At 66.4% G+C, this 12,327-nt stretch carries 13 protein-coding genes; 4 read left to right on the forward strand and 9 right to left on the reverse strand.

Going from position 1 to position 12,327, the window contains the following annotated elements; translation table 11 throughout:
- The first annotated feature begins 134 nt into the window (after window positions 1–134).
- Window positions 135–2,081, forward strand: coding sequence for a S9 family peptidase (locus tag A0U87_RS09315; RefSeq protein ID WP_048938131.1), 1,947 nt, complete (start codon window positions 135–137; stop codon window positions 2,079–2,081).
- On the opposite strand, the gene A0U87_RS09320 is transcribed toward A0U87_RS09315, so the two are convergent.
- The 7 genes from A0U87_RS09320 to htpX form a co-directional block, all read right to left on the reverse strand.
- Window positions 2,054–3,256 carry a glycosyltransferase family 87 protein gene (locus tag A0U87_RS09320; protein ID WP_048938130.1) on the reverse strand — a complete coding sequence of 401 codons (1,203 nt, stop codon included), beginning with the start codon at window positions 3,254–3,256 and terminating at the stop codon, window positions 2,054–2,056. The genes A0U87_RS09315 and A0U87_RS09320 overlap by 28 nt on opposite strands.
- 232 nt (window positions 3,257–3,488) lie before the next feature.
- The gene (locus A0U87_RS09325; RefSeq protein ID WP_122928391.1) at window positions 3,489–5,255 is read right to left on the reverse strand and encodes a heparinase II/III family protein; all 1,767 of its coding nucleotides are present in this window, start codon (window positions 5,253–5,255) and stop codon (window positions 3,489–3,491) included.
- On the reverse strand, window positions 5,252–5,914 hold the full coding sequence (rpe, locus tag A0U87_RS09330; RefSeq protein WP_017501091.1) for a ribulose-phosphate 3-epimerase: 663 nt from the start codon (window positions 5,912–5,914) through the stop codon (window positions 5,252–5,254). Before rpe ends, A0U87_RS09325 begins: the two co-directional genes overlap by 4 nt.
- Before the next feature lie 72 nt (window positions 5,915–5,986).
- Window positions 5,987–6,472: a hypothetical protein gene (locus A0U87_RS09335; protein WP_004208871.1), complete on the reverse strand. Its 486-nt coding sequence runs from the start codon at window positions 6,470–6,472 to the stop codon at window positions 5,987–5,989.
- Window positions 6,473–6,523: 51 nt separating this feature from the next.
- Window positions 6,524–7,834, reverse strand: a complete 1,311-nt coding sequence (locus A0U87_RS09340) for a transcription antitermination factor NusB (protein WP_048938128.1) — start codon at window positions 7,832–7,834, stop codon at window positions 6,524–6,526.
- 37 nt (window positions 7,835–7,871) lie between these two features.
- Window positions 7,872–8,189 carry a hypothetical protein gene (locus A0U87_RS09345; protein WP_048938127.1) on the reverse strand — a complete coding sequence of 106 codons (318 nt, stop codon included), beginning with the start codon at window positions 8,187–8,189 and terminating at the stop codon, window positions 7,872–7,874.
- Window positions 8,189–9,154, reverse strand: coding sequence for a zinc metalloprotease HtpX (htpX, locus tag A0U87_RS09350; protein ID WP_170978380.1), 966 nt, complete (start codon window positions 9,152–9,154; stop codon window positions 8,189–8,191). The genes A0U87_RS09345 and htpX overlap by 1 nt, the downstream gene beginning before the upstream one ends.
- Before the next feature lie 87 nt (window positions 9,155–9,241).
- Between htpX and A0U87_RS09355 the strand changes: the two genes are divergently transcribed.
- From A0U87_RS09355 to A0U87_RS09365, 3 genes are all read left to right on the forward strand, one after another.
- Window positions 9,242–9,415, forward strand: coding sequence for a DUF1674 domain-containing protein (locus A0U87_RS09355; RefSeq protein ID WP_010338697.1), 174 nt, complete (start codon window positions 9,242–9,244; stop codon window positions 9,413–9,415).
- Window positions 9,416–9,573: 158 nt separating this feature from the next.
- On the forward strand, window positions 9,574–10,053 hold the full coding sequence (locus A0U87_RS09360) for a hypothetical protein (protein ID WP_137405458.1): 480 nt from the start codon (window positions 9,574–9,576) through the stop codon (window positions 10,051–10,053).
- Between the two features lie 89 nt (window positions 10,054–10,142).
- A complete protein-coding gene (locus A0U87_RS09365; protein WP_048938124.1) occupies window positions 10,143–11,021 on the forward strand; it encodes a UTP--glucose-1-phosphate uridylyltransferase in 879 nt (292 codons plus the stop codon).
- Window positions 11,022–11,064: 43 nt separating this feature from the next.
- Here the strand turns inward: A0U87_RS09365 and A0U87_RS27010 are convergent, their stop codons facing one another.
- Both A0U87_RS27010 and A0U87_RS09370 read right to left on the reverse strand, forming a co-directional pair.
- Window positions 11,065–11,196 (reverse strand): hypothetical protein, encoded by a 132-nt coding sequence (locus tag A0U87_RS27010; RefSeq protein ID WP_268934311.1) that lies wholly within the window; start codon window positions 11,194–11,196, stop codon window positions 11,065–11,067.
- Window positions 11,197–11,358: 162 nt separating this feature from the next.
- Window positions 11,359–12,312: an NAD(P)-dependent oxidoreductase gene (locus tag A0U87_RS09370; protein ID WP_048938123.1), complete on the reverse strand. Its 954-nt coding sequence runs from the start codon at window positions 12,310–12,312 to the stop codon at window positions 11,359–11,361.
- Between the last annotated feature and the right edge of the window lie 15 nt (window positions 12,313–12,327).

A 12,327-nucleotide genomic window follows, 5' to 3' on the forward strand; every position in this document is an offset into this window, starting at 1 on the left:
GCCGCTTCAGGCTTGCCGCAGCCCTCTAGTCGCGCGCGGCGCAAAAATACAGTCCTCAAGCGCAGGGAATTTCCCGATCTTGCGGGCCTTTGCCGCTACTGTATTGTGATTGCATAACAGTTGGGGGATCTGACATGCGCTATCTGCTCGCCGCCACCGCCTTGCCCTTGTTCGCCGCCTTTCCGGTGCTGGCGCAAATTCCGGCGCCGGAACGGGCAGTTACCGATCCCAAAAGCCTGACCTCGCCGGTCAATCCCGACGCCCGCGCCGTGCCGCTCGCCGATATCGGGGCCTCGCGCAGCCTGTCGAGCGCGGCGTGGAGTGCCGACGGCAAACAGATCTTCGTCGCCACCAACCTCACCGGCCGCACCAATATCTGGCGCACCGACACCGCCGGCAGCTGGCCGGTGCAACTGACCCAGTCGGATGATGCCCAGACCGGCCTCGCCGCCTCGGCTGACGGACGCTACCTGCTGTTCCAGCAGGATGTCGGCGGCAATGAATATAGCGACATCTACCGCGTGCCGGTGAACGGCGGCGCGGTCGAAAATCTCACCAACACCCCCGACCGGCGCGAAAGCGACTTGCTGGTCGGCCCCAGCGGCGGGCTGGTCGCGCTCGTCACCAAGCACAAGACCCAGGGCCAGTCCAATGTCGCGGTGATGGACGGCGCGGGCAGGGTGCGCGACCTCACGCAGGAGGCCGACCCGCAGTTCGGCTGGTCACCGGTCGCCTGGATCGCGGATGGCAAGGCACTGATCGCCAACCGCATGCGGATCGATTCCAAGGTCAGCGAAATCTGGCGCATCGACGTCGCCAGCGGCAAGGCGGCGAAATTGCTCGGCAAGGCCGACACCGTCTATGCCGCGACCGATGCGACCGCCGACGGCAAATGGATCGCCGTCTCCACGGATGAAGGCAGCGGCCAGATTCATGGCGGCCTGCTCGAAGCCGCCACCGGCAAATGGCGCTGGCTCAAATCCACGCCCTGGGAACAGGTGCCGGCCAGCTTCACCCGCGACGGCAGGGCGCTCATCTTCCGTATCAACGCCGACGCGCGCAGTAGCCTCTATCGCTTCGACCTGGCGAGCGGCGCGGAAACACCGCTCGCCATCCCGCCGGGTGTCAATTATCTGGTCGGCAGCGAGCCGCGCTCGCCCGACGGCGCCATGCTGATGCTCAACCATTCGGGCGCCGACTCGCCGGCCAACCTCTATCTCTATGACCTCGCGGCCGGCACCGCGCGTCCCGCGACACTGCTCGCCATCGCCAGCCTCCAGCCCGCCGCGCTGCCCAAGTCCGATGTCGTCACCTACAAGAGCTTCGACGGTACGCTGATCAGCGCGATCGTGACCATGCCCGCTAATCTGAAGCGCGACGGCAGCAACCCCGCCATCGTCCTGCCCCATGGCGGTCCCACCGGTCAGGCGCAGGATGGTTACAGCCGCTACGCCACCGCCTTTGCCAGCCGCGGCTATGTCGTGATCCAGCCCAATTTCCGCGGCTCGACCGGCTATGGCAAGGCATTCCAGGACGGCAACGTCAAGGATCTGGGCGGCGCCGACCTCAAGGACACGGTCGCGGCCAAGCATTTCCTGGTCGATAGCGGCTATGTCGATGCCAAGCGGGTCGGCATCTTCGGCGGCAGTTATGGCGGCTTCATGACCCTGATGGCGATCGGCCGGGCGCCCGACGAGTTCGCCGCCGCCGTCCAGTGGTTCGGCATCATCAACTGGCGCACCATGTATCGCGATCAGGATGAGGAACTAAAGGCCTATCAGCGCAGCCTGCTGGGCACGCCCGACAGCGATCCCCAGGTCTATGACGCCGCCTCGCCGCTCACCTATATCCGCGCCGCCAGGGCGCCCCTGCTTACCATCCAGGGCGAAAACGACATTCGCGTGCCGCGCGGCCAGGCGCAGGAGGTGCATGATATCCTCAAGGCCAAGGGCAATGTGGTGGAAACGATCTTCTATCCGGCCGAGGGCCATGGCTTCCAGAAGAAGGAGAATCAGCTCGACTCGCTGACCCGCACCGTCGCCTGGTTCGATACCTATCTCAGGCCGTCGCCTGCCAGATAGGGCGCGCGCTGCAGGCTGGCGCCTAGCAGCGCCGGCCACAAGGCCAAAGCGCCCAGCGCGACCCCGCTCATCAGTGCCAGCGGCGCGGCGAACAAGGGCATCGCCAGCAGCAACACCATCCGCCCACGCAGCCCTGCCGTTGCCTGTGGCCCCAGCCATAGCGCAGCGAGCAGCGCCATCACGCAATCATAGTCGCTGACATAGAGCGACCCTGCCAGCACACCCAGTACCAGCAGCGCCTTGGCTCGCGCCGTCGGTCCCTCCCGGTGCCAGACCCGCAGCACCAGCAGGGCGACGGTCAGGCTGGCGATCGCCTGCGCGGCATAGGCCAGCGGGATCGGTGCGCCGACATGCCGGACCAGCACGAAGATGGACAGCATCCGGTGCCATGTGCCGTCGCCATATTCCAGGATCACGCTCTTGAGCAGACTGCCTTGTTGCACATAGGCGATCCAGGCATCGATCCCGAACAGCGGCAGGGTGATGAGGATCAGCGCCAGCGCCGTCCCGATGAACGCGGCCAGCGCCCAATATTGCCGCCCGGCGAGCAAGGCGAGCGGGGTCAGCCAGCCCAGTTGCGGCTTCACCACGAACAGGGCCAGGATCATGCCCGCCATCGCTGGCCGCTCGCGCAACAGGATCAGGCCCCAGCCGATTATGGCCGCCGTCCAGCAGCCATTCTGACCGCCCATCGCATTGATGAACACCGCCGGCACCGCCAGCGCGACCAGCAGCCACTGCGCCGGCGCCAGTTGCCAAACCGCCAGTCGCCGCACCGCCAGCGCGAAGGCGCCCCATCCCAGCAATTGCCAGGCGGCCCAGGCCAGCGGATAGGGCAGTAGGCCGAACGGGGCGGAGATCAGCCACATCACCGGCGGATAGCTGTAATGATAGAGGTCGATGGGCGCGCCGGCGATTCCGATCTCGAACGCATGGAAAGCGGCCAGATCATAGATGATGCCGGCCTGTCCCGTCACCGCCAGATGCGCGCCGGACCAGAAATTCAGGAAATCCTCGCCAAAGGGATGGCCGGCGCCATCGGTCATGCCCTGGCGTAGCTGCCGCGCCAGATAGGCCAGGAACAGTGTGCCCGCGACCACGCACCATATATGCGCAATCCGTCGCAACTGCGCGGTCGGGATCGATCCCATCCGGTCGTAAAGCCCCGCCATCATGCGGACTGCCTAGGATGAAAGAATGAAGATCGGATTAGGCTTAAGGGAGGGAGGCGCTAGCGGCCCGGCCGCTGAAAGTGGCCGGGCCTGAGAGCGAGGTCGTTGATTGGTAGCAAACGGGCCTCGGGTCGCCCCTCTTGCATGCGCCCTTGTCCGGGCCGTTCATAGGAAAAAACGGACATCGATAGCCGGCTGAACAATAGCGCCCGCGTGATGGCCAATGCGATGCGGGTCAGCCGACCCGCTTGAACAGCCAGCCGATACTGGAGCCGCCCGGCAGTGCTTCGCTCGTGACCACCAACTGCCTTGTGGGGTGGGGGCGGCCGTCGCCATCGACCCACAGGCTATCCTCGACGCTCAGCACGCCGGCGCCGGTCCGGAACTGCCACAGCGCGCCCAGCTCGATCCGCAGCAACGCGCCCTGGCTGTCGGCGGTCAGGGTCGGTTCCACGCCCGGCGCCAGATGGAAGCGCAGCTGCACCGGCCGCTTGACCGGCTTCTTGCCGCGCGTCGCCGGGGTCAGCATATCCTCGCCGCGCACTTCCTTGCCATCGCCGCTCATCATCAGCAGCCGGCGGTGGACATAGCCCATGCGGCGGACATAGCCGTCATGGCTCAGTTCCACGCGGCTGCCATTGTCCAGCTCCTGCCGGTTCAGCTCGACCTCGGTCACGCCCTTGCCCAGCGTGCCGTCGGGCATCAGCGCGGTCGAATTGCTGTCGTCCAGCACCAGCGTGCTGTGCGCCGCGGTGGAGCGCAGCGCCTGGGCCAGATCGCGCGGGATATAGGCGCCTTCCAGCGCTGCGCCGCCGCAATTGATCACCAGCCGCAGCCGCCCGTCGCTGATCTCGATCGCGCCGGTGGAGGCGCAGCCGGCTGCGGCCAGGCGTGCGACCGGCGGCGGCGCCGCATCGATCTGCACCACCGTATTGCCCGCGCTGATCCGCTGATAGCCCCAGTCGCGCGCCTGGCGCAGCGGCCGGGTCCGCACCCGGCTGGCCTGCACCAGCGCCTCGACCATGTCGGGGTCGACCGCGCCCGCGCCCTGCCAGTTGCCCAGCCCCCCATCGCCATGGGTCAGGCCCAGCAAGGCCGGCACCGCGCGGCTCAGCCCGTCGATCAGGAAGCCGGGCACCTGCTCGCGCCGCACCTCATAGACCGCGACCACCATCGCCAGCAGCATCACGCCTTCCAGCTGCGCCAGCGGCGACCGGGAAATGATGCCGCCATCGCCATGGAAGGCGCTGTCGATCGCGCGCTTCAGGCCCGCTTCGCCGAACAGCTTGCGCGGATTGCCGCCGGGCATCAGCATCGACGCCGCGACGATCCCGCCCCAGGCGACCAGGCGCGGCAGGCCCGGCGCGGCTTTGTCCGCGCTCTGGTCCAGATGGCGCGCGGTGCGGGCGATGCAGTTGAGCACCAGCGACCGATAGACCAGGTCGCTCGACGACAGGATCAGCGGCGCATGGGCGGTCCAGAACAGCAGCCGCCAGGCCGCATTGTCGGCGCGCCAGGCCGGGTCGCTCGGCGTTTCGGCATGGGCGGCCAGCCATTTGCGCATCAGCGCCTCGGCCACCGGCGCGCCCTGCTCGCGCGTCGCGGCGGTCGACAGGTCGCGCAGCCAGCGGAAGCTGTGCAGATAGTCGGTGAAGGCCGGGCCGACCGCCAATTTGCCGAAATCGATCGTGTCGATCGCCAGCTTCTGGCCCCGGAACAGGAAATAGCCGGCACGAATCGCCTGGCCGGCGCGCGGGTCGCCGGGCACGACATCGTCCGGCACCGCCAACAACTTGAGCGGATATTTGCCCTTCAGCCGCCGGCTGTGCAGCGGCGTCTTCCAGCTCAGCCGATAGAAATGATTGGCGATCCGCTCGGCCAGCGACAGACCCTTGTCATCCGCGACGCGGATGAGCCGCTTGCCCTGTTCGATGCCGTCGTCGGCCGGGTCATGACCGGCCTCGACCGCGACAGGGGAGGACTGGCGCCGCTGGTTCGTCACCCGCCCCGCAGCGTCCTGATATTGTCGGCATAGGCGGCCGGGCCGCCGCGGAAGGTCGCGGTGCCGGCGACCAGCACGTCGGCGCCCGCCGCGATCGCCTTGGGCGCGGTGTTGATGTCGATGCCGCCATCCACCTGCAGGCGGATGTCACGGCCGCTCTTCTCGATCATCTTGCGGCACGCCTCGATCTTGCGCAGCTGATTCTCGATGAAGCTCTGGCCGCCGAAACCGGGATTGACGCTCATCACCAGGATCAGGTCAATATCGTCGATCAGATAGTCCAGCATCTTGGCCGGGGTGCCGGGGTTCAGCACCACGCCGGCCTTCACGCCCAGCGACTTGATATGCTGCACGGTGCGGTGGATGTGTGGGCCGGCCTCGGGGTGGACGGTGATGATGTCGGCGCCGGCCTGGGCGAAGGCGTCGAGATACTGGTCCACCGGCGAGATCATCAGATGCACGTCGAACGGTTTTTTCGTGTGCGGGCGCAGCGCCTTCACCACGGCCGGACCGATGGTGATGTTGGGCACGAAATGGCCGTCCATCACGTCGATATGGATCCAGTCGCAACCGGCTTCGTCGATGGCGCGGACTTCCTCGCCCAGCCGTGCGAAATCGGCGGACAGGATGGACGGAGAGATGAGAATGGGATGGGTCATTTGACCGCTCGCATTAGCCCTCCCTTGGGGCGAGGGCAACGCATGATTTGCGCGGTGCGGCGATGAGTCGCGTCAGGGGATGAAGAAGGTCGTGGGTTCCAGTCGGACCGGCGCGCCGACATCCTTCGGCAGCCATTGCTTGACCCCGTGCAGCGCCACCGTCTCGCCGTCCAGTAGCACCGGCGCGGCGATCAGCCGCATCGCGCAGTCGCTGCCGTCCGGGCGGCGAATGTCGACGTCCAGCGTGAAGCCGCGCTGGTGGCGGATGGCATAGGCGCGCAGCCGTTCCATCGCTTCGCGGCTGTCATGCGCATAGAGCGACACCGACAGTGGCCGGGGCACGATGCTGCCCGGCTCCAGCCCGAATATGTCATAGACGCCCTGGGTCCAGCTGATGCTGTTGTCGGCCAGATTGCAATGCCACAGGCCCAGCCCCCGGTCCGCCAGCGCCGCCTCATTCCCCGCAATATCCTGGTCCAGAACCACCGGCGCGAGATGCTCGCGCAGGTCGTAGAGTGGCCAGCTATGATGCAGGGGCAGGGGTTCGGTCGGACGCAAGACGGGCCTTTCCAGCGAAGGGCCTCACCTTAAGCCCCTCATGGTTAAGCCTTAGTTCCCGATGCGCACGATCCTTGCAACGAAAAAGCCGTCGGTGCCGCCCTGCTCCGCCAGCGTGTCGGGCAGGGTGCGCAGCCAGCCGTCGGCGCTGGGCGCCATGCCGTCGGGCAGTTCGCCTGCCTGCACTGGCCGGAGCTGAAAATCGGGGCGCACCGCCAGGAAGCGCGCCAGCTGCGCCTCGCCCTCGGCCTGTTCCAGCGAGCAGGTGGCGTAGATCAGCGTCCCGCCCGGCTTCACCCAGTCGGCGACACGGGCCAGCAGTTCGCCCTGCAGTTCGGCCAGTTCCGCGATCTGGCGCGGGCCGATGCGGTGCAGCACGTCGGGATGACGGCGATAGATGCCGGTGGCGGTGCAGGGCGCGTCGAGCAGCAGCGCATCGACCGGCGCCTCGGGTGCCCATTGGCGCAAATCCGCCTGCACGACATCGGCCGACAGTCCGGTGCGGGCCAGATTTTCGCTGAGCCGCTCCAGCCGCTTTTTCGACTGGTCGACCGCGGTCACGGTCCAGCCGGCGGCCGCCAGTTGCATCGTCTTGCCGCCCGGCGCTGCGCACAGGTCCAGCACGGTCCGGCCTTCGCCCGCACCGAGCAGTCGGGCCGGGCAGGAGGCGGCCAGATCCTGCACCCACCAGGCGCCCTCGGCAAAGCCGGGCAGGTCGGGCACGACCGCCCCCTCGGGCAGACGGACATGGCCGGGCGCAAAGCTGCTGCCGCCCAGCGCCTCGACCCATTTGCCGGTCTCGGCCGGATCGTGCAGGCTGACATCGACCGGCGGGCGCACGGCATAGGCATGGGCGGCGGCCAGCGGCATCGCCTCGCCCCATTGCCCGGTCCAGCGTTCGGCGACGTCGGCGGGCAGGGTGGGCGGCACGGGCAGGCTCGGCTCGGCGCGGGTCACCGTGCCGAACACGCCATGGACCAGTTTGCGCGGCCCGCCATCGACCAGCGGCAGTGCGGTGGCGATCGCCGCATGGGGCGCGGTGCCCAGCGCCAGCACCTGGATCAGCGCGATGCGCAGCACCATGCGCGCCTTGGCATCGTCGGGCAGGGGCTGCTTGGTGGCGCCGTCGATCAGCGCGTCGAGATCGGGCAAATGGCGCAGCGTCTCGGCGACGATGGCATGAACCAGTGCGCGGTCGGCCCGGTCGGCCAGCCCCTGGGTCGCGCCATGCAGCGCGATTTCCAGCGGATCGCCCCGACGCAAGACGGCGTCCAGCAGCTTCAGGGCCGCGCGGCGCGCGGGCAGGCCGGGGACATCATCGGCGCGCGGGGCACCGGAACGGGCGTTGGGACGACGGGACATCAGCGGCCCCTACGCGCTTTTGGCCCTGGGGTCATCTTCAAACGAAGCAGACGGCCGTGTAGATCGCTGCCGCAACCAGGGCGATGCTGGTGGCGACGCCGACCCACAGCGCCAACCAGTCCGACCGGCGCGGGCGCGGCACCATCCGCTTCGGTACGACCCGCAAGGAAGAGGGGATGCGTTTGCGACCCAGCGTAGCGATCGCGATCGTCCGCCGGCCGATCGCATGGAACAGGCGCGGCGTGTGGCGGGAAAAGATATAGTCGACGGCGATGTCGACGACCAGTCCGGCCGCCTCGCGCGCCACGAACCCGGCGGCGCGGAAGGCGATCTCGCCAATCTCGTCGACCGGCATCAGCGCCCGTGTGGATCAAGGGCGCTGCGCCGACGCTTGGGCGCTGCCACTGGCGACGCCACCGGAGAAAGGGCCGATGCGCGCGTCGAAGTTTGCGACGGCATAGTCATGGGCGGCGGGCCGTCCTTCTGCCCCATATCCTGCGCGATTTCCTCCAGCGCGGCGATACGCTTCTCGGTCGCCGGGTGGGTCGAGAACAACTCGCTCACATGCACCGGTACGATATAGAGCTGCGCAGCGGCGGGATTGCGCTCGGCCACCGGGTTGGGGATCAGCTCGGCCCGGCCGGAAATCTTGGCCAGGGCGGAGGCAAGTGCGCGCGGATTGCCGCTGATCTCCGCCCCTGCCTGGTCGGCGCCATATTCGCGGGTGCGGCTGATCGCCATCTGCACGATCATCGCGGCAAAGGGGGCGACGATCACCGCCAGCAAGGTCGCGATCATGTTGCTATGGCCATTCTCCTCATTGCCGCCGCGGAAGAAGAGGCCGAAATTGGCCAGCATCGAAATGGCACCGGCAATGGTCGCCACCATCGTCATGATGAGGGTATCGCGATTCTTCACATGGCCCAGTTCATGCGCCATCACGCCGGCCACCTCATCGCGGGTCAGCATGTTGAGCAGGCCGGTGGTCGCCGCGACGGCGGCATTTTCAGGATTGCGGCCGGTGGCAAAGGCGTTGGGCGCATCCTGGTCGATCACATAGACGCGCGGCATCGGCAGGCCGGCGCGCTGGCTCAGCGCCTGGACCAGGCCGTAAAATTCGGGCGCGCTCCGGGCATCCACCTCGCGCGCATTGTGCATGGACAGCACGATCTTGTCGGCATTCCAGAAGGTGAACAGGTTCATGCCCGCCGCCACCAGCAGGGCGATCACCGCGCCGCCGCTGCCGCCCAGCGTATAACCCAGCGCCATGAACAGCGCCGTCAGCGCCGACAACAGCATCACCGTGCGAAAACCACTCACTTGCACATCGCTCCTTTGCGGCCCAGATAGCGGGCCTTCTACTGAATATGGGGTTGCCGCGCGCGCTCCGCAATCGAAAGGCCCGACATGGGACATTTCAACGGCAAGCGCCCGGCGCATGTGAAGGCCCCCGAGCATCTCTCCAAGAGCCCGCCCGTGCCCCAGCCCGATCCGGTCGACCAGCAGCCGGTGCTGGACGAGGAACTCAGCCCGGTCCGCTATGGCGACTGGGAGCGCAAGGGCATCGCCATAGATTTCTGATTTGGCGACTTCCGATCGGCCACCGCTGAACGCAACTTGTTCGGCTTGCCGACGTTTCAGCACATATTCCGCTGGCCCGTGCCCGGCTAGCGGGCGAGCGCGACCCCATGCTCTGGCCTTTCCGGCCGGGTCTGCGCAGATTCAGGGGCATGAGGAGTATGCGGGGCGTGAGCGCGGAATTGGCGCAGGACGACAAGGTGACGAAGCCGGTTGCGGCCTATGCGCCGGAAGATGCGGCATTATTGTGCGGCATCGGACGATTGGTTTGTGCCTGGACGATGTTGGAGCACAGTCTGGAGGCGCGGCTGGCCGAATTGCGGGAAACCATGGGCGACGTGCGTACCATGGGCGCCCGCACGCGGCCGACCATGACGAAGCTGATGACCGAGTTACGCACCACCGTCGCGATGCGGGATCGTCGCAATGCGGCCGCATTGACCGAGATTGCAGAGGTCGAACGCGATCTCCAGCGTATCGACCGGTTTCGCTCCTTGATCATCGGCGGCTTTCAGCAACCGGCGCCCGACGGCTTTCTCTGCCGCGACCTACGTAATAATGCTCAGCATGTCAGTCTGGAACATTTGGACGAAGAAATCGCTGCGCTTGAACAAGTGGCGCAGCGTCTGCTGAATATCTGACAGATAAAAGACAAGTAGTCGCACCACTTGACCTTTTCCTCCCGGTTCGCGATCCCCAGCGGACCGGTATCCATCGAGAACGGAGTCCCATGTCGAACAAGCCGATTCGCAAAGCCGTCTTTCCTGTCGCCGGACTTGGCACGCGCTTTCTGCCCGCCACCAAGTCGGTGCCCAAGGAATTGCTGCCCGTGGTCGACCGTCCGTTGATCCAATATGCCGTGGATGAAGCGCGCGAGGCCGGGATCGAGCAGATGATCTTCGTCACCGGACGCGGCAAGGGCGCGATCGAGGATTATTTCGACATCGCCTTCGAATGCGAGATCACCCAGCGCGAGCGCGGCAAGGATCTTTCGGCGCTCGAAGGGACGCGCCTAGCGCCCGGCGACGCGGTGTTCCTGCGCCAGCAGGAGCCGCTGGGCCTGGGCCACGCCATCTGGTGTGCCCGCGACATCGTCGGCGACGAGCCGTTCGCCATCATCCTGCCCGACGAGTTCATGAAGGGTGCGCCCGGCAATGGCTGCATGAAGCAGATGGTCGAGGCCTATGAAAAGGTCGATGGCAATCTGGTCTGCGCGCTCGAAATCCCGATGGACCAGACGCCCAGCTATGGCGTGATCGATCCGGGCGCGCGCGACGGTGCCCTGACCGAAGTGAAGGGTCTGGTGGAAAAGCCCAAGCTCGGCACCGCCCCCTCCAACCTCATCCTGCCCGGCCGCTATATCCTGCAGCCCGACGTCATGACGATCCTGGAAACCCAGGAAAAGGGCGCGGGCGGCGAGATCCAGCTGACCGATGCCATGGCCTCGCTGATCGGCAAGCAGCCCTTCCACGGTGTCACCTTCGACGGTCGCCGTTTCGACTGCGGCTCCAAGGCCGGCTATATCGAGGCGAACCTCGCCCTGGCGCTGGAGCGCGAGGATATCGGCGCCCATATTCGCGACTTCGCGAAGGCCGAACTGGCCAACTAAGTTTCGATCCGCAGGGGTGGCCGCTGGTCGCCCCTGTTGCCCGTCAGAGCAGGCGGACGGCCTGCGCCAGCAAAATCCCGATGCCCGACAGGGTGATGGCGCCACCGATTGCCAGCTGCAGCGGGTGGACTATCTGTCGGATTGGCACACCGATGGCAGCTTCAATTTTGCTCATGCAAATCATTATCGCATAATGCGAGCGGAGAGTCACATCCATCTCTCCACTCACACTGATGCAGCGGATCGATCATCATTCGTGATTAAAAGTAACGAATGATCGGAATGGCCGCTCTAAAATCAGTAACGCAATAATGGGCTCAAACTGTCAGCTTCGCTGTCAACTTTGCACGGCTGGCGACACATAACCGGCGTCGTGAACGAACGGCATCGCCGCATCGTTCACCAGCGCCGTCAGGATCGCGGCAAAGTCCGTCGCGCAGCGAAACCCCATCTGGCGCTGCGCCAATCCCGCGTCATAGACCCGGCCGATCGACGCTGGCAGTTGCCAGCCACGTCGGGCATATAGCTCTGCAGCTTCGGGAAAATGGCGCGCGATCACTGCCGCCGCATCGCGCTTCAGTTCCTTGGCTTCCGCCCGAACGAACGGCGTTGGCGCGGAAACCAGATAGGTTTCGCAACGCGCTGGCGGCGTCCGTTCCAGCGCAACCAGATGCGCCCGCGCCGCATCCTCGACCGTCAGCCGGCGATGGAGAAATTCATTGGCCTTCAGATTCAGCCCCGACAGGCTGGCGTCCGTGTCGTCATCCTCCGGGAAGAAGCGGGCGGTGCGCAGGATGGTACAGCCGATGCCGCACTCCAGTTGCTGCACCCGGCACAGCCCCTCGGCCGCCAGCTTGGTCACGCCATAGATGTTGCGCGGCTCCAACGGACCGCTCTGCTCGTCGAGCCACACTGCCGCATCGCCAGCTTCGTCGCGCACCGCCTGGCTGATCATCAGCGATGTGGTGGATGTCATGACGAAGCGGTCATGCCCCGCCGCGACCGCTGCTTCCAGCAGGTTGCGCGTGCCGGTGACATTGACGTCGATGAAGGCCTGGGCGGGGTAGCGGGCGATGTCCGGCTTGTGCAGCGCGCCGCCATGGATCACCGCCTCGATCCCGCGTTCGGCAAAGACGCGCTCGATCAGCGCCCGGTCGGCGACCGATCCGATGATGTCGGTGCCCCGGCCTGACGCGACGTCCAGGCCGGTCACTGCATGTCCCGCCGCGCGCAGCATCGGCGCCAAGAAACGGCCCAGCCAGCCCGACGATCCGGTCAGCAGGACATGCATGTCAGGTCAATCCCT

Origin of the sequence: Sphingobium sp. MP9-4 (assembly GCF_005281675.1) — a bacterium.
In the GTDB taxonomy this organism is placed as follows: domain Bacteria; phylum Pseudomonadota; class Alphaproteobacteria; order Sphingomonadales; family Sphingomonadaceae; genus Sphingobium; species Sphingobium yanoikuyae.